This is a genomic window from Qipengyuania atrilutea (genome assembly GCF_013370205.1).
Classification (GTDB): domain Bacteria; phylum Pseudomonadota; class Alphaproteobacteria; order Sphingomonadales; family Sphingomonadaceae; genus Actirhodobacter; species Actirhodobacter atriluteus.
Window position 1 is genome coordinate 90,236 of sequence record NZ_JABWGV010000007.1, and the last position, 14,623, is coordinate 104,858.

Sequence of the window (14,623 nt, forward strand, 5' to 3'; positions counted from 1 at the left end):
TCTGGTCGAACGCAAGGCGCATATCATCCAGGCGACAGCTTCATGCGTGTCTTTCACGTGATTTTCCGCATCATCGAGAGAAACCACCATATCGAGCAGGACGTTTTCGTCGCAGCTTGCTTGACCGTCTTTGCCGACATACCGGTGTCTGACGGTCCTGATCGATCGGATCAGTGACCGGCTGCACCGGGTCCAGATCCATGAACCCGACGTATTGCTCGACGCTGTAGAAAGCCTCGCTGAGATCGGGGCGAGTCTACGATGCTCGCGTGACATACGGATGCGCGCCTTGCGGCGTTACCTTCGCAGATGCGAGGAGCGCGTTCCGCAATTGGTCAGTCGGCTATCGGGATAGGTTTTAGCAATTCAATTCTGCGCTGCTTTCCACGCGCCCATCGAACCCAGGTACACATCCACATTGTCAAAGCCGTGGGCGTCGAGCCAGCCTGCCGCCACTGTCGCCCGCATTCCGCTCGCGCACATGAGGGTGTAGCTGCGGGCCGGGTCCAGATCCTGCCAGCGCTTAGACAGTTCGCCGACATAAATATGCTCCGAGCCGTCGATCGCGGCTGCCGCCCGTTCATCGGCATCACGCACATCGAGCAGTGTCCATTCGTTGTGTTCGCCGGTCAGCCGCCGTTCGACTGTTTCGGTATCCACCATCGGAATCGATCGCATCTTCTTGCCCGCCGCCGCCGCGGGCACCACGCCTACGTAACCACCCAGAACGTTGTCCAGTGCAATGCGGACCAGGTGTTCCATGGCAGTATTCAGCTGGCCCTGCGACGAGGCGATCAGGGCGACACTCTCCCCTTCGCCGATAAACCACCCCGCAAAGGCGGGGATCATCCCAACCGGGAGATTGATACTGCCGGGCAGATGGCCCGACGCATAGGCGAGCGGCTCGCGGATATCGACGAGGTGGTCCGCGCCGCATTCGCCTAGCTCCTGTAGCGACATCGGTTTCGGCTCAATGACCCGCGGAGCGGGACTCCCGCCCTCCAGGTTCAGCCGCTCCATCAACCTGAAATAGGGAGGCTGATAATGGTTCTCTCCCACCTTGAAGTCGATAAAGGCTTCGCGGTCCTCGATCTGCAGCCGCGGATTGTTGTGCCGCTCGTGGCCCACGCTTGAGAACTCGCGGTCGGCCATGCCCGACCCGCAAACAGAACCGGCGCCGTGGGCCGGATAAATGATGGCCTGATCGCCCAGGTCGCAGATCTTGCGCAGGGAATCATAGAGCAGGCCTGCGACCTCGCGTTTGCGGTCGGGATAGAAGTCGGTGCGTCCGACGTCGCCGACGAACAAGACGTCGCCGGTAAACACGGCAACGGCTTTCTCCGGATATTCGGTGTCGAACAATGCGTAGGCGAGATGATCGAATGTATGGCCCGGCGTCTCCAATACGCGGAATTCGAGCTGGCCGACGCGATAGCTGTCGCCCTCGCACGTCGTTTGCGCATAGACGACTTCGCCATCGGCGTTCGGGCCGTGCAGCACCTTTGCCCCGGTCATGTCGGCCAGGACCGCTGCGCCGGAAACGAGGTCCTCATTACGATGCGTCTCGAAAATATGCGTGATCGCCAAGCCTTCGGCGCGGGCCTTCTCGATATAGATGTCGCAATCGCGGCGCGGATCGATCACTGCCGCCTGCCCGCCGGACCCGACGAGATAGGACAGATGGGATAGGCCGGGTGTCTTGATTTTTTCGAGAAGCATGATGAGTTTCCTTCTGGTCGGTTTACGAGGGGATGCGGTCAGGCCGAAAGCAGGCCTCCGAGCAAAACGGTTGGCAACCGTAAAGGATTGCGAGTTCACAGGAAAAGTGCCGCCTGTGCGGACGATGAGGAAAAACAAGTGCGTCGAGAATGCCTATAGCGATGGACGCCGAGAGATATGCCAATCTCGATTTCCTTTTTGGATATTCGTTCATATCAAACCTCGAGCGATATCGTCGGGCAGAGACGGATCGGCATTATCCCGCGACAATTCGCGAAACGCGCGGTTCTGCGACAGGAACACACGCCCGCCGATTTTCTCGAGAAATTCGGTTCGCTTGAGCCGATCCATCACCGGGCCTTTAACTTCCGATAGGTGGAGGTCGATCCCGCTATCGGAGAGCCGGTGATTGATCGCCTCGAGGCTTTCCAGGCCCGAGGCGTCCACTTCGTTGACCGCACTGCACATCAGGATGACGTGGCGCACCTCTGGCTGGTCCGCGACGCGCTCGAGCACATATTCCTCCAGCCAGCGCGCATTGAGATAGGTCAGGCTTTCATCGATACGGATCGACAGGACGTGCGGAACGGTAAAGACATCATGCCGCTCCACATTACGGAAATGTTCGGTTTCCGGAACACGCCCGACGATAGCCGCGTGCGGCCGCGATGCGCGCCACAGATACAGCAGCAGACCAACCACGACACCGGTAATCACGCCCAGTTCCACGCCAGCCAAGAGAGTGGTGACGATGGTCGCCAGATGCGCTGCGAAATCCGCCTTGGAATAGCGCCACAGCTGACCGGGCGTCTTCAGATCGACCAGGCTGAGCACCGCGACGATAATCGTGGCCGCCAGCGTGGCGATAGGCAGGCTGAACAGCAGCGGCGTAAGGAACAGCGATGCCAGGGCGATCCCGATGGCCGTATAGGCGCCCGCAGCCGGCGTTTCCGCGCCGGCATCGAAGTTTACCACCGAGCGGGCGAACCCGCCCGTCACCGGATAGCCGCCCGAAAAGGCGCTTGCGATATTCGATGCGCCCAAGCCGATCAGCTCCTGGTCGGGCGCAATACGCTGGCGTCTCTTGGCGGCCAAGGTCTGCGCGACCGAGACGCTCTCCACGAAACCGATCACCGAGATCAGCAGCGCGGGCACCCATAGCTGCGCGATCAGGTCCATGTCGGTCGACGGGGTGGCGAAAGGCGGCAGGCCCTGCGGAATGGCCCCGACCAGATCGACGCCCTTTTCCGCAAGATCGAGCATAACGGCCGCGAGAATGGTCAGCGCCACCGCGATCACGGGCCCCGCCTTAGCAGCGATATCGGCGGCGCGCGGTTTCAGGCCGATCCTCAAGAGGGCTGGTTTCAGTCCGCCCCTGACCCAGAACAGGAACAGCGTCGCCGGGATACCGATGGCCAGCGTCCACGGATTGGTCAGGCCTATATTGGACGCAAGCGATCCCAGCATCTCCGGCCAATTGTCGCCGCCGCCCGAAATCCCGAGAATATGCTTGATCTGGCTCGTGGCGATCAGAATGCCGCTGGCCGTGATGAAGCCGCTGATCACCGGATGCGAGAGCAGGTTGGCGAGAAAGCCCAGCCGAAGAAAGCCCAGCACAGCCAGCATGATGCCCGACAGAGCGGCCAGCGTGATCGCGGCTTCGAGATATTCGGCCGTGTCCTGCGCAGCGACAGCGCCCGCGGCCGATGCGGTCATCAGTGACAGGACCGCGACCGGACCCACCGCCAGCGTCCGGCTCGTCCCAAACAGCGCATAGGCCACCAGCGGCAGGATCGAGGCATATAGCCCGACGACCGGTGGCAGCCCGGCGAGCAAGGCGTAAGCCAGGCTTTGCGGGATAAGCATAATCGTGACGATCACCGCCGCCACCAGATCGTTCGTCAGGACAGAACCATTATAGGTGCGCCCCCATTGCAGAATGGGGAGGTAGCGTGCCAGCAAGGTGGGTTCGGCCATGGCTTCGATTGCTCCGACGACGCTTTAGCGCTGCGGCTCGAACAAGCGTACGATCAGCATTCCGCCCAGCATCGCCACCACGAAAGCCGCCGCCTTTGCCGGTTCGATCGCCAGTGCAGCGAATCCAGGTCCGGGACACAGGCTGGCAATTCCCCAACCGGTGCCGAACAGCGCCGCGCCGCCGATCAGACGGGGGGTCAGGTCGGTCCGGTCGGGAAGAGCGAACGTCGCGCCAATCAAAGGCTGCGCCATGCGTGCCTGGATCCGCCAGGCAATCGCCATCACGATCACCGCGCCGCCCATCACGAAAGCAAGAGTGGGATCCCAGTCCCCAAAAATGTCGAGAAAACCGCGTACACGCGCCGGGTCGACCATGCCGCCCAGCGCCAGCCCGGCGCCGAACAACGTCCCCGATAGGAGCGTCACCGGCCACGAACGCGTCATGACAGCACCTCCAGCCCAAAGGCATTCATGATGGCGACGGTCGCGATCCCGGCCGCCATGAAGGTCACCGTGGCGACGAGCGAGCGCTGTGACAACCGGCTGACTCCGCAAACGCCGTGGCCGCTGGTGCAGCCACTGCCGATGCGCGTGCCGATGCCGACCAGCAGGCCCGCCACAATCAGCGGTACGTAACCGACAAAGCTGGCCTGGATCCCGCCAGGGCCCCAGGCAATCAGCATTGCGCCAATCGGCAGACCCAGGACAAACGCCCACGCGCCGGATCTGGGCGTACCGTCACCGCTGATGCCGAAGGCGCGGGCGGCGATGCCGGACACGCCGGCAATTCGCCCTGCGCCCAGCAGCATCAGCGCGGCCGCGAGGCCGATGAGCACGCCTCCGAGCAATCCTGCCAGTGGAGCGGCGTCGGGAAATCCGGGCAGCATCACAGCTTGTTCACCGGCATCTTGAGGTAGGACGTGCCGTCATCTTCCGGCGGAGGCAAATGTCCACCGCGCATGTTCACCTGGATGGCGGGCAGGATCAGGCGCGGCATCTCCAGCGTCGCATCGCGCTGCGTGCGCATATCGACGAACTCATCCTCATCAACATCTTCGTGAAGATGCACATTGGCTGTGCGCTGTGCGAGCATGGTGGTTTCCCAGACGAATTCGGTGCGGTTGGGTGCCTTGTAATCATGGCACAGGAATACCCGCGTCTTGTCCGGCAGGCGCATCAGTCGCCGGACCGAGCGATAGAGATTGCGCGCATTGCCGCCCGGAAAATCGGCCCGCGCAGAGCCATAATCGGGCATGAACATCGTATCGCCGATAAAGGCCGCATCGCCCACGATATAGGCGATGTCGGCCGGGGTATGGCCGGGAACGTGGAGCGCGATCAGCGGTATATCGCCGATCATCAACTCGTCGCCATCCTCCAGCAGGCGGTCGAACTGCGAGCCGTCGCGCTCGAATTCGGTGCCTTCGTTGAACACCTTGCCGAACACGCCCTGAACGGTCACGATGTCGCGGCCGATGGCCATTTCGCCGCCCAGCTTCTCCTGCAGATAGGGCGCGGCCGACAGGTGATCGGCATGTGCGTGGGTTTCCAGAATCCAGTCGACGGTCAGGCCTGCCTCGCGCACATAATCGATAATCTCGTCCGCCGCTTCCAAGCTGGTGCGGCCCGAAGGCTGATCGAAATCCCAGACGCTGTCGATAATGGCCGCGCGCTTGGTCTGATCGTCGCTGACGACATAGGTCGCGGTAAAGGTCGGCTCATGGAAGAACGCTTTGACGTGAGGCGCTCGCGGATTGCCGGCAAGAACGCCGTTCACCTGTTCGATGGCCTTTTCGATATTCGTGTCGTCACTCATACTGTCTCTCCGATGTCGTCGCTCGGCTGGGGGATTGGCCGAGCTCAGGGCAAAACATGTCATGCAGCAATTCCAGAACACGCTGCGCATTGGGGTCGCACACACGGTAGAACACCGACTGGGCCTCCTTGCGGGTCGCGACGAGATCGCCTTCGCGCAATTTTGCGAGGTGCTGCGACAGGGCGGACTGGCTCAGCCCGACGCGCTGCGCCAGATCCCCGACGGACAACTCGCCTTCCTCGGCCAGGAAGCAGAGGACCAGCAGGCGCGATTCGTTGGCCATCGCTTTCAGCAGGCGGCTGGCCTCGCCAGCCTGGCGCATGAAATCCGTTTCTGAAGGCCCGTCCTGGCCCATAATCTTCTCCATTAGCTATTACTAATTTAGAGCAGGCTAAGATATTTTCAAGGAATGACTTTTGCCTTTCACCGATCTTTCGATGGTGGCATTGGAACCTGTAGCCGCTCCAGCTTCGTTGAGCGGGCAGGAGAGTGAACATGGAATACGATTTGGTAGTGATCGGCACGGGGACTGCAGCCATGGTTTGCGCTATGCGCGTTGCGAAAGCTGGCTGGAAAGTCGCGGTCGTCGACGAGAAACCGTTTGGCGGCACCTGCGCGCTACGCGGCTGCGATCCCAAAAAGATGCTGGTGGCCGGCGCAGAAGCGATCGAAGCAAAACAACGAATGACAGGTCACGGGGTAGAGGGGACTTTACGCATCGATTGGTCCGACCTTATCCGCTTCAAGCGCAGCTTCACCGACCCCGTGCCTGAAAAGCATGAGCGTCGGTATGAAGAGGCCGGCATCGTGACCTTGCATGGAACGGCAAAATTCACGGGGCCTGATCGGCTCTCCGTAGGCGACCAGGAAATCGAATACCGCAAAATCCTGATTGCGTCAGGAGCCAGACCTATACCTCTAGTCATCCCGGGCGAAAAGCACCTGATCGACAATGAGGGCTTTCTCGAATTGCCCTCGCTGCCGAAGCGGATCGTGATGGTCGGCGGCGGATATATCGCCGCCGAGTTTGCGCATATCGCCGCCCGCGCGGGAGCCGAGGTAACGATCCTCCAGCGGGGACCGCGCATGTTGACGCAGTTCGAACCAGAACTGGTGAGCTGGCTCATGGATGCGATCAATCGGATCGGTGTCCGCGTGATTACCGATACGACCGTCGATGCCATTCGAGAACGGGACGGAGAGTATACGGTCCATGCGAGTGGCAAGGAGGGGCCGATCGAGGTTGCGGCCGATCTTGTCGTTCATGCGGCAGGACGGGCCCCGGCGATTGAGCGGCTCGATCTCGAAAAGGGCGGTGTCGCAGTCGAAAACGGAAAGCTGAAGCTGAACGAATTTCTGCAGAGCGTGAGCAATCCGGCCGTCTACGCTGCCGGAGATGCTGCCTCGAACGGGCCGCCACTCACGCCCGTTTCCAGCCATGATGCAAAAGTTGTCGCGACCAATCTCGTCGAAGGCAATCACCGCAAGCCCGACTACAAAGGTGTACCGAGCGTGGCCTTCACGCTTCCGCCTATCGCCCGGGTTGGCCTCACCGAGGCCGACGCGAAAGAGGCGGGGCTGAAATTTCGAACAAAGTGCGAGCGGACCTCTCAATGGTTCACCGCCAGGCGGATCGCTGAACCGGTCTACGGCTACAAGACACTGGTTGATGAGCAGACGGGGAAGATACTGGGCGCCCACCTTGTCGGACCCGGCGCAGATCAGACCATCAATATTTTCGGACTGGCGATCCGCCATGGGCTCACTGCGGACGATCTGAAGACTACGATGTTCGCCTATCCAACCGGCGCGTCTGACATCGGATACATGGTCTAGGGGTGGGTCTAGGGCCGGGCGGTTTCCAGCATGTCTATGACTGCGCAGTCGGGCACATGCCCGCCCGAACACTGCTCGACGGTGGCGGCTAGGTGCCGTTCCAATCGGACGAGATCGTCGATTTTGCCCCGCACTTCTTCGAGGTGATGAACTGCAATCTTGCGCACTTCGTCGCAGCATGCTTTGGCAGGACCGCCCAGGTCCAGAAGTGTCCGAACCTCCTTTGGCGCAAAGCCTAGTTCGCGCGCCCGCTTGATGAATTTGAGTGTGCGAAGGTGACCATCGTCGAACACCCTGTGACCGCCTGCTGTGCGCTCCGGCGCACCGAGCATTCCGATCTTCTCGAAATACCGGATCGTCTCGATATTGACGCCGGTCTTGCGCGCCAGCTCACCTATCGACAGGCCGCCCATGTCGAATCTCCTTGCACCTATATCTACTACAGGAAGTACATAGGGATCGAATCGAGCGGAAGCAAAGATGACCGAGCAGACTATCCAATACGACGAGCCGAAAAACGTGAGCGATCGCGGGGTGGCTGGCGTCGGAGTACTGGCAAGTGCAGCTGCGCTTCTCTCCGCGGCTGCTTGCTGCGTTCTGCCCTTGGCCCTTGTCGCGGTCGGCCTTGGCGCTGGAGGGCTCGCATGGTTTGTTCCCTACCACTTGTCGCTCACAATCGCAGCCTTCCTAGTCGTGGCCCTTGGGTGGTTTCTTCACTTGCGCAAAGTGCGTTTTTGCAGTGCTGATGGCTGTGCGCAGCCTGCCCACAGCAGCGCTACCCGGCTGATATTGCTGATTGCCACCGCGATGGTCGTTCTGTCCGCGCTATGGGGTTTTATTGAACAACCGCTGATGCGTGCACTCGGAGGAGCCTGATGCAGACTGTCTCCACGATCACTTGCCCCCAATGCGAAGCGGCCACGACCGAAACCATGCCGAGCAACGCATGCTGGTTCTTTTACGAGTGCCCGCATTGCCAGAAAAGGCTGAAGCCGCTGGCCGGAGACTGCTGCGTCTTTTGCTCTTATGGAGATGTGCCATGTCCGCCCATTCAGGAGGCGCGCGAAAATGGCGGCGGTTCCACTTGTGGCGCGTCGCAGTAGAGGACCGCATCACCAACGGTGCGAACGAGATGTCTGTTCCAGTCGTCGAGGGCTTTGCCCTATTTCCTGTTTCCAGTTGGGGCGCTGGTAGGCGCGCGCAACGCCTGCTTGCGAACCGCTCACATGGTTCACCACCGCCAAGCCAGCTTCGGGTAAGGATACCGCTAGCGATTTCAACGAGGAGAAATGCAAGCGACAAGAACCCCGATATTACAAACGAAGGTTGCCAAATGGCCCTATATGACCCATACGATGCCATATAGGAGTATCATGATGACTGCATTTCAGCCTGTAGACACCGCAATTCGCGATTTTCGGCCCGTCCCGATTACCGATGACGAGGCCGCTGCGATGTTTCGTGCGGTGGTAAACCTGTTCGGAAAATGGGATGTGACCGACGAACAGGCATCCACACTGCTTGACGTCCCCGTGCGGTCTTACCGCCGCTGGAAAGCGGACGGTGAACCCGGCCGGATCGACCGCGACGGCAAGGCGCGATTGTCCAACCTGATCGGTATTCACAAGGCGCTGCGCTATATCTTTCGTGAGACACGGCGCGCCCATGACTGGATCAAGGCACCCAATAGCGCATTTCAGGGTCGCTCCGCGCTCGATATCATGCTGGGCGGCGAACTGACCGATCTGATGCGGGTGCGCCGCTATCTCGACGCCGAGCGTGGCGGCTGGTGATCGATCCCGACACGGTCCCGGTTTCCACCATTGAATGGCAAGACGCGGTCCGTATCATCCGCAGCATCCATCCGCCGATCGATCTGTTCGAGGATATTGCCGATCCTGCCGACTGGCCGCTGCTCATCTCGGCGGAGCAAAAGACCAATCCGCGATTGATGGAAAATATCGGCAATCTCGACCTCGTACCGCAAGAACGGCGTGTCGGCGGACCGGGGGCGACGTATCTTATGGCACCGTTCACCCATGTCAGCCCCGACCGCCCGACGCGATTCAGTGACGGCAGCTATGGCGTGCTCTATGCGGGCAACAGCTTCGAGGTCGCGCTGCTCGAAACCATTCATCATCATAGCCGCTTCATGGCGCGCACGAACGAAGCACCAGGCTGGACTTCGCAATTCCGCGAGGTCGTGATGGACATCAATGCGCGGTTGCATGATCTCCGCGCGGATGAGGGACGATTTAGTAAAGCCGCGGATCCGAATGACTATTCGGCAAGCCAAACGCTGGGAGGGCAGTTACGGGCAGCCGGGTCCAACGGCGTGGCTTATTCCAGCGTGCGCCGCGAAAGTGGCGAGTGTGCTGGCCTGTTCTATCCCGACCTCGCCTCAAATGCGATCCAGGGTCGCCATCTTGATTATCATTGGGATGGGGAGCGGGTTGATCTCTACCGCGATACCAGGACAGGGGAAGTGTTTCGGATCGTGTGACATGTGAGATGCAAATTTTCGGCGGAAATTTTGGAAGGGACGCGGCGCTGACCATACGCCGACAGCTCTGGTCTAATATTGCTGTGGGCGGCCTGTCGATATCCCCGCGACCGCCTGTTCCATCATCAATCGTGTCGAACGCAAAGCGCAATTCAACAAAATGCGATCTTCTTGAGTGCAGCCGATATAAATTCGCGCGTCTTCGGGATCGACGAGCATATCGATCAGAGCGGTTTCGTCGCCGCTTCGATCGCCATCTTCGCCGGCAACAAAGGATCGTTTCATAGCCGCTTCGCAAAGGGTCATCAGGCTATCAAAAACTGGGACGAGAATTTCAAGCCGATGCCGCGCCAGCGTCTGGTATATGTAGGGCTGAACCGCTTCGCCATGATCCTTGGCATCGCGCCAGCATCGCATGACGTCCAGAATTATGCTTTCCGGCATATCCAATGCTTCATCAAAGCGGACCGCCTGAGCCTCCGCCATTGTTTAAAGCCTCTCTAGTCTCTCGAACAGAGTCTTGGATCAGGACGCGCGGAACCAATTTATTGTATCACATACCGAGCGGGGTGGGCGAGCGGTCGCCTGATCGACAAAGCTTCAGTACGGCGATACCGGCGATCAATCATCCTTGTCGGCGTGCTCGGGTTTCCCTTGGCGCTCGCCCTTGGCGAAATCCTCAAGCTCGTCCTCGCTCATCGAGTCGTACATGTCTTTCGAAGCGCCTTGCAGATCGCTCACCTTGGTATCGCCGCGCTTCGCAGACAGAGCTGCTCCTGCGGCTTTTTGCTGGGCTTTCGATTTTGTCGGCATGGTATCTGCTCCTCGTCTCCACTCAATATGCTTCTCGCCACTTCGTGCGCGCTCGGTTCGTGGCTTCCGTCACCAGTAAGGTGTGACCGCCCAATAGTCGTACGACCGCGTCTGGTAATCGCGGTCATAAGCGGTGTCGCGCTCACTTTCCTTATAGGTCGGCGCGCCCTTCAACTGATCCTCGGTCACGTCGAGCTGATAGCCACCCAGATCGGTATTGTAGTCGAACTTCTCCCAAGGAAGGCTGTGCAACTCGCCGCCCATACCAAGGAAGCTGCCCACCGAAATCTCGACATCGCGGGCCTGACCACCGCGTTTTTCGATCAGGACACGTTCGACAGTACCGATCTTGTCGCCATTGGACCCATAGACCGCCGTTCCTTCGACGCGGTCGCTGCCAATCAGATCGCTGCTCCTTACGTTTTGATGCGACATCGTGATAACTCCTTTCCGACTGAAATTGACCAAGAGTGACTTGGTCACAGCGGAGTAACGCTCGCACCGCGATGATAGTTTCTCCGCTCGTCGCAAAAATCCTCTTTGATAACAAAGGTTAGTCACTGAAGCAGTAGGCTGATCGCCATTTAATATGAGCAAGGCGCTCGAACGGCCCGGCGGTTTTCTCGTCGAGAATAGGCTGGCAGCACGGCAGGAAACCGCGTCAAGTTTGCGCGCAACTTGCTGGGGGGCGCTGCGGGATCACATTATGGCGGCTCTGGGAATCCCGGTCCGGAGCCTAATCTTCCGACTTCGAATGCTCGACTATCATCAGAACAAGCCCTGAGAAAACCAACCCAAAGCCCAAGAGGTGAGACCAGCGAAAAGGTTCGCCGAGCAACAAATAAGATAGCACAAGCGCGCTGAGGGGCATGACCGCCATAGCACCTGCCGTGAGTGCTCCCGGCGCTTTGCGGGCACCATTATACCATAAAACAGGAGCAAGCCCCGCTGTAGCCGCGCCCCAGAAGGCTACCGCAAACCACCCAGTCTGACCTACGTCGGAAAAATCGAACGGTTGGGGGTCGAAAACGATAGCCAGAACAACAAAAACCAACGCAGCAATCAATGAGGCTGCCAGCGTGGCCTCCAGCGAGCTTATACCGTCGGACAGTTTCCGTGAAAGCAGGGTGTAGGCTGCCTCGAAACACACGGCCATTGCGACAAGAGCTGCGCCGAGGATCGGAGCTTCCGTGTCTCCGCCTCCTTCCGTTCGTAGCAGATTGATTGCTACTATCCCCGCGACCGCAAGGGCCAGTGCTCCCGACGTCCGCCAGTTCATTGCGGCACCGAAGAAAACTACGGCCGCGCCGGCAGTCACTGCCGGTGTTGCGCTCATGATCGTCGAGCCGATCACGCCTGTAGTGAGACGCATACCAAAAAGCATGGCTGCGGTGAAACCGACCATCCCGAATAATGAAATCGCGACAATCACCCACCAGTCCGACCGCTTCGCACCGGCAAACCGTTTCGTCAGCAGCCATGTAAATGGAGCAAGGACCAGACAAGCGATCAGCATTCGCATGCATGATGCCGTGAAGACCGAGAACTGTTGCCCGATTAGCTTGCTGAGCGGCGTCGCACTGCCAAAGAGTGCCATGCCCAGCAAAAGCTGCACAACAATCGCAGGAGCGGTCGAGCGTCTTTCGGATGCCATGATACTGCAAAAAGTTAGCATGCCGGGCTCCGCTTGGAAAACATAGTCTTGTTTCCGTTTCGCGGGCGGCGTCTCGTGTCAGATAGCTCAGTTCTTCAAGGATCTCGTCTATTTCTTATGCTGCGCCAGAGCCCGATCGCACGTATTCGAGCGATGAGAATTGGGAGGTTGGGAGTGATACGGACGTGACCCGCTCATCCGGCGACCGACCGAGATCAGTCCTAGGGCCACGCGCGCTACTTGGTAGCGGATCCGCGCACAAGCTTTCCTGGGAAGGGTTCCGAAAGGCAGGTCGAGCTGATCCGCTAGAATGATAATACTTCTTATGTTAAATCCGATACTTATTGTTAGCATATCAGAGTGCATGTAAAGTTCGCTGACGCAAGAGCGTCAGCCTTAGAAAACCGAAGGCCCTGTTAGCAGTGCCGGGTTCCATTTGCTGGTTGACCTCGGCAAACCATCTGGTGGCGTGCTCTTCATTGAGCTCGTCGATGCAGAGACCCGGAAAAGCCTCCTGCAAGTAGAGCCGCCGGTAGCAGCCATTGATGTTCTTGGTCTTTGGGACACCAGCGCATTGCCCATTTCTCCCAGAACTCGTCGAGGAACTGGGTGAGCAGAAGGATTTCGGCGAACTGATCGACATCTGCGAAAGTGGCGGGAGGGCGGTGTAATGACCGCTGGCACACTTTCACGCACCGAGAAAATTGTCCGGCTCAATGACCGGGCGCGGCAGGCGATGGGGCTGGCCGGTGTTGCCGTGGCGACAGAGGGATTCCGGGCCTTGCCCGAGGCAGATCGGTCTCGGGTGCGTGAGTTGATCGAGACCTTCGACGCCTTCGTGCCGGACAACGATCCGTAAGGCGCGCGTGATTTCGGAACGATCTATCAGGGCGGCGATGGAAATTGGACGATCATGCGACCGGCACAACTTGCCGAAACCGTGTTCTGGAAGATCGATTCCTACGACCGCGATTTGCGGTTCGGCAGCGAGAACCCGGCCAACCTAGCGACTGCCCGTCGAGTGCTGACGATCATGCTTGCCAGCGAATATTGAGGGGTGGAGCATGACCAGGCGCAATCCACCGGTCCACACCGCCGGACCCGACCCCGACCAGATCACCATGCCGGGCGTGCGCCCGGCCACTCTTAGCGAGATGTTGCAATGCCGCGCCGACATGCCGCGAGGTGCTCGGGCCGTGCAGCAACCGATACCTTGACGCGAACATCGCGGTCGAGCCGGTCGAGGATGCGCATCAGCCGGTCGACGGTGAAGCGGTCGAGCTTGACCTGGCGGATGCGCGAGAAATCGGCCGCCGCGATACCTGTGCGGGCCTGGGCATCGCGGACGGTCAGCTTCTCCTTGTCGAGCGTCTTGACCACTTCGGCGGCGAGGATTGCGCGCAGCTGGCGCAGGCTCGCATCGGCCACGTCGAATTCGGCAAAGACATTGCCGGACCCGCGCAGCAGTTCGATGTCGTCCTTGTATTCGGTCATTCCAGCATCTCCATCAATCGCCTGATCCGCTCGCGCACGAGGTCGATCTCCTACTGCGGCGTCGATATTCCTTTCGTCGGCTTCTTCTGGAAGGCATGCACCACCCAGATATCGTCATCCAGTTGCAGGGCGTAGACGACACGGTGGGCGCGGCCGCGCTCCTTGATCACCAGCTCCCAAACACCGGAGCCAAGACCAGCGAGCGACTTGGCGACGGCCGGCGTCCCGCCATCGGCCACGATCGTCAGCGCATCGAGCGCCTTGTCGATCGCACGGGCCGGGAACGCTCCGAAATCCTTGCGCGCTACCTTGATCCACGAAATCGGTCGAAGCGTTGGGCGCGACATGAACTGATGTAGTCATATCTGACAACATTTGTCAATCGGGTATGTCGGGATGTTTGCCAGCGTGATCGAAGCGAAGCTTTCGTCTAACCATGTTTTCGGATTCGTCCTGGTAGGACGTTCCCCACCTTCCCTGACCGCCCTCGCGCCGTGCGGAGATCAAAACCGAGGTCTTCCATCCGGCTCAGCAGACGCCTTGGCGATGCCGAACGGCAGCCAAAGGCGTCTGCCAATTCCTGCGGTGAATATGGACGTCAATCTCCGCATCGCCCAATATATTCACGGCAGTTCGTGTGGAGATTGGGGAGTCTATTCTCCGCCGACCGCATGGAACCAGAGCGACCGGATGCGAAAAGTCGGTCGCTTAAGCCTTTTCAACCGACCGATATGCCACTCCGATCCGGTGCTTGGCGCTTCCGCGTCGGCTACGAACTGCATCGACAAAACGCCGCGCCGACGCCGCATTC

The 14,623-nt window shown here is 59.6% G+C and carries 21 protein-coding genes and 1 pseudogene; 9 read left to right on the top strand and 13 right to left on the bottom strand.

The genetic code is table 11. From position 1 onward, the window contains the following. Positions 1-366 precede the first annotated feature (366 nt). From HUV48_RS13455 to HUV48_RS13480, 6 genes are all read right to left on the bottom strand, one after another. The gene (locus tag HUV48_RS13455) at positions 367-1,719 is read right to left on the bottom strand and encodes an MBL fold metallo-hydrolase (protein ID WP_063612649.1); all 1,353 of its coding nucleotides are present in this window, start codon (positions 1,717-1,719) and stop codon (positions 367-369) included. A gap of 210 nt (positions 1,720-1,929) precedes the next feature. Next, positions 1,930-3,696, bottom strand: a complete 1,767-nt coding sequence (locus HUV48_RS13460) for a SulP family inorganic anion transporter (protein ID WP_063612648.1) — start codon at positions 3,694-3,696, stop codon at positions 1,930-1,932. 24 nt (positions 3,697-3,720) lie between these two features. Beyond that, positions 3,721-4,140, bottom strand: a complete 420-nt coding sequence (locus HUV48_RS13465; protein ID WP_063612647.1) for a DUF6691 family protein — start codon at positions 4,138-4,140, stop codon at positions 3,721-3,723. Next, entirely contained in the window at positions 4,137-4,583 is a 447-nt protein-coding gene (locus tag HUV48_RS13470) for a YeeE/YedE family protein (protein ID WP_067505948.1), read from the bottom strand. The genes HUV48_RS13465 and HUV48_RS13470 overlap by 4 nt, the downstream gene beginning before the upstream one ends. Next, positions 4,583-5,512 (bottom strand): MBL fold metallo-hydrolase, encoded by a 930-nt coding sequence (locus HUV48_RS13475; protein ID WP_063612645.1) that lies wholly within the window; start codon positions 5,510-5,512, stop codon positions 4,583-4,585. The genes HUV48_RS13470 and HUV48_RS13475 overlap by 1 nt, the downstream gene beginning before the upstream one ends. Continuing rightward, on the bottom strand, positions 5,505-5,879 hold the full coding sequence (locus HUV48_RS13480) for an ArsR/SmtB family transcription factor (protein ID WP_225871717.1): 375 nt from the start codon (positions 5,877-5,879) through the stop codon (positions 5,505-5,507). The genes HUV48_RS13475 and HUV48_RS13480 overlap by 8 nt, the downstream gene beginning before the upstream one ends. Positions 5,880-6,007: 128 nt before the next feature. Here HUV48_RS13480 and HUV48_RS13485 point away from each other — a divergent pair, with 128 nt between their 5' ends. Continuing rightward, on the top strand, positions 6,008-7,348 hold the full coding sequence (locus HUV48_RS13485; protein ID WP_063612644.1) for a dihydrolipoyl dehydrogenase family protein: 1,341 nt from the start codon (positions 6,008-6,010) through the stop codon (positions 7,346-7,348). Positions 7,349-7,356: 8 nt separating this feature from the next. Here the strand turns inward: HUV48_RS13485 and HUV48_RS13490 are convergent, their stop codons facing one another. Beyond that, complete coding sequence (locus HUV48_RS13490; RefSeq protein ID WP_063612643.1) at positions 7,357-7,761, bottom strand: MerR family transcriptional regulator; 405 nt, start codon at positions 7,759-7,761, stop codon at positions 7,357-7,359. Positions 7,762-7,828: 67 nt separating this feature from the next. On the opposite strand from HUV48_RS13490, the gene HUV48_RS13495 reads away from it, so the two are divergent. The 4 genes from HUV48_RS13495 to HUV48_RS13505 all read left to right on the top strand — a co-directional run bounded on the left by HUV48_RS13495 (position 7,829) and on the right by HUV48_RS13505 (position 9,851). Continuing rightward, positions 7,829-8,224, top strand: coding sequence for a hypothetical protein (locus HUV48_RS13495; RefSeq protein ID WP_063612642.1), 396 nt, complete (start codon positions 7,829-7,831; stop codon positions 8,222-8,224). Then, the gene (locus HUV48_RS14630; protein ID WP_082834648.1) at positions 8,224-8,451 is read left to right on the top strand and encodes a GDCCVxC domain-containing (seleno)protein; all 228 of its coding nucleotides are present in this window, start codon (positions 8,224-8,226) and stop codon (positions 8,449-8,451) included. Before HUV48_RS13495 ends, HUV48_RS14630 begins: the two co-directional genes overlap by 1 nt. A 273-nt stretch (positions 8,452-8,724) precedes the next feature. Then, positions 8,725-9,141: an MbcA/ParS/Xre antitoxin family protein gene (locus HUV48_RS13500; RefSeq protein ID WP_063612731.1), complete on the top strand. Its 417-nt coding sequence runs from the start codon at positions 8,725-8,727 to the stop codon at positions 9,139-9,141. Continuing rightward, positions 9,138-9,851 (top strand): RES family NAD+ phosphorylase, encoded by a 714-nt coding sequence (locus HUV48_RS13505; protein ID WP_063612641.1) that lies wholly within the window; start codon positions 9,138-9,140, stop codon positions 9,849-9,851. Before HUV48_RS13500 ends, HUV48_RS13505 begins: the two co-directional genes overlap by 4 nt. A gap of 72 nt (positions 9,852-9,923) precedes the next feature. Here HUV48_RS13505 and HUV48_RS13510 read toward each other — a convergent pair whose 3' ends face one another. From HUV48_RS13510 to HUV48_RS13525, 4 genes are all read right to left on the bottom strand, one after another. Then, complete coding sequence (locus HUV48_RS13510; RefSeq protein ID WP_063612640.1) at positions 9,924-10,337, bottom strand: hypothetical protein; 414 nt, start codon at positions 10,335-10,337, stop codon at positions 9,924-9,926. Between the two features lie 135 nt (positions 10,338-10,472). Further along, the gene (locus HUV48_RS13515) at positions 10,473-10,664 is read right to left on the bottom strand and encodes a DUF3008 family protein (RefSeq protein ID WP_063612639.1); all 192 of its coding nucleotides are present in this window, start codon (positions 10,662-10,664) and stop codon (positions 10,473-10,475) included. A gap of 69 nt (positions 10,665-10,733) precedes the next feature. Then, a complete protein-coding gene (locus HUV48_RS13520) occupies positions 10,734-11,099 on the bottom strand; it encodes a PRC-barrel domain-containing protein (protein ID WP_063612638.1) in 366 nt (121 codons plus the stop codon). 301 nt (positions 11,100-11,400) lie between these two features. Next, positions 11,401-12,318: a DMT family transporter gene (locus HUV48_RS13525; RefSeq protein WP_063612637.1), complete on the bottom strand. Its 918-nt coding sequence runs from the start codon at positions 12,316-12,318 to the stop codon at positions 11,401-11,403. Between the two features lie 545 nt (positions 12,319-12,863). On the opposite strand from HUV48_RS13525, the gene HUV48_RS14560 reads away from it, so the two are divergent. The 3 genes and pseudogenes from HUV48_RS14560 to HUV48_RS13535 form a co-directional block, all read left to right on the top strand. Beyond that, positions 12,864-12,989: a hypothetical protein gene (locus tag HUV48_RS14560; protein ID WP_257730376.1), complete on the top strand. Its 126-nt coding sequence runs from the start codon at positions 12,864-12,866 to the stop codon at positions 12,987-12,989. Beyond that, positions 12,989-13,177, top strand: coding sequence for a hypothetical protein (locus tag HUV48_RS13530; protein WP_082834649.1), 189 nt, complete (start codon positions 12,989-12,991; stop codon positions 13,175-13,177). The genes HUV48_RS14560 and HUV48_RS13530 overlap by 1 nt, the downstream gene beginning before the upstream one ends. A 15-nt stretch (positions 13,178-13,192) precedes the next feature. Beyond that, positions 13,193-13,372 (top strand): annotated as a pseudogene (locus HUV48_RS13535) (DUF3768 domain-containing protein); the annotation flags it as partial. Positions 13,373-13,464: 92 nt separating this feature from the next. On the opposite strand, the gene HUV48_RS13540 reads toward HUV48_RS13535, so the two are convergent. Both HUV48_RS13540 and HUV48_RS13545 read right to left on the bottom strand, forming a co-directional pair. Next, positions 13,465-13,812 (bottom strand): helix-turn-helix domain-containing protein, encoded by a 348-nt coding sequence (locus HUV48_RS13540; protein ID WP_067673797.1) that lies wholly within the window; start codon positions 13,810-13,812, stop codon positions 13,465-13,467. Positions 13,813-13,862: 50 nt separating this feature from the next. Next, positions 13,863-14,159, bottom strand: a complete 297-nt coding sequence (locus HUV48_RS13545) for a type II toxin-antitoxin system RelE/ParE family toxin (protein ID WP_176268262.1) — start codon at positions 14,157-14,159, stop codon at positions 13,863-13,865. A gap of 244 nt (positions 14,160-14,403) precedes the next feature. Here HUV48_RS13545 and HUV48_RS14265 point away from each other — a divergent pair. Next, the coding region (locus HUV48_RS14265) for a hypothetical protein (RefSeq protein WP_217906832.1) at positions 14,404-14,623 on the top strand (220 nt) is incomplete at its 3' end.

Excerpts from the sequence above, each read along its gene's own strand:
- HUV48_RS13475 (WP_063612645.1), bottom strand. The coding sequence starts at position 5,512 with ATGAGTGACGACACGAATATCGAAAAGGCCATCGAACAGGTGAACGGC.
- HUV48_RS13480 (WP_225871717.1), bottom strand. The coding sequence starts at position 5,879 with ATGGAGAAGATTATGGGCCAGGACGGGCCTTCAGAAACGGATTTCATG.
- HUV48_RS14630 (WP_082834648.1), top strand. The coding sequence starts at position 8,224 with ATGCAGACTGTCTCCACGATCACTTGCCCCCAATGCGAAGCGGCCACG.
- HUV48_RS13520 (WP_063612638.1), bottom strand. The coding sequence starts at position 11,099 with ATGTCGCATCAAAACGTAAGGAGCAGCGATCTGATTGGCAGCGACCGC.
- HUV48_RS13510 (WP_063612640.1), bottom strand. The coding sequence starts at position 10,337 with ATGGCGGAGGCTCAGGCGGTCCGCTTTGATGAAGCATTGGATATGCCG.
- HUV48_RS13540 (WP_067673797.1), bottom strand. The coding sequence starts at position 13,812 with ATGACCGAATACAAGGACGACATCGAACTGCTGCGCGGGTCCGGCAAT.
- HUV48_RS13530 (WP_082834649.1), top strand. The coding sequence starts at position 12,989 with ATGACCGCTGGCACACTTTCACGCACCGAGAAAATTGTCCGGCTCAAT.
- HUV48_RS13545 (WP_176268262.1), bottom strand. The coding sequence starts at position 14,159 with ATGTCGCGCCCAACGCTTCGACCGATTTCGTGGATCAAGGTAGCGCGC.
- HUV48_RS13470 (WP_067505948.1), bottom strand. The coding sequence starts at position 4,583 with ATGCTGCCCGGATTTCCCGACGCCGCTCCACTGGCAGGATTGCTCGGA.
- HUV48_RS13465 (WP_063612647.1), bottom strand. The coding sequence starts at position 4,140 with ATGACGCGTTCGTGGCCGGTGACGCTCCTATCGGGGACGTTGTTCGGC.
- HUV48_RS14560 (WP_257730376.1), top strand. The coding sequence starts at position 12,864 with ATGTTCTTGGTCTTTGGGACACCAGCGCATTGCCCATTTCTCCCAGAA.
- HUV48_RS13455 (WP_063612649.1), bottom strand. The coding sequence starts at position 1,719 with ATGCTTCTCGAAAAAATCAAGACACCCGGCCTATCCCATCTGTCCTAT.
- HUV48_RS13490 (WP_063612643.1), bottom strand. The coding sequence starts at position 7,761 with ATGGGCGGCCTGTCGATAGGTGAGCTGGCGCGCAAGACCGGCGTCAAT.
- HUV48_RS13460 (WP_063612648.1), bottom strand. The coding sequence starts at position 3,696 with ATGGCCGAACCCACCTTGCTGGCACGCTACCTCCCCATTCTGCAATGG.
- HUV48_RS13525 (WP_063612637.1), bottom strand. The coding sequence starts at position 12,318 with ATGGCATCCGAAAGACGCTCGACCGCTCCTGCGATTGTTGTGCAGCTT.
- HUV48_RS13485 (WP_063612644.1), top strand. The coding sequence starts at position 6,008 with ATGGAATACGATTTGGTAGTGATCGGCACGGGGACTGCAGCCATGGTT.
- HUV48_RS13495 (WP_063612642.1), top strand. The coding sequence starts at position 7,829 with ATGACCGAGCAGACTATCCAATACGACGAGCCGAAAAACGTGAGCGAT.
- HUV48_RS13515 (WP_063612639.1), bottom strand. The coding sequence starts at position 10,664 with ATGCCGACAAAATCGAAAGCCCAGCAAAAAGCCGCAGGAGCAGCTCTG.
- HUV48_RS13500 (WP_063612731.1), top strand. The coding sequence starts at position 8,725 with ATGACTGCATTTCAGCCTGTAGACACCGCAATTCGCGATTTTCGGCCC.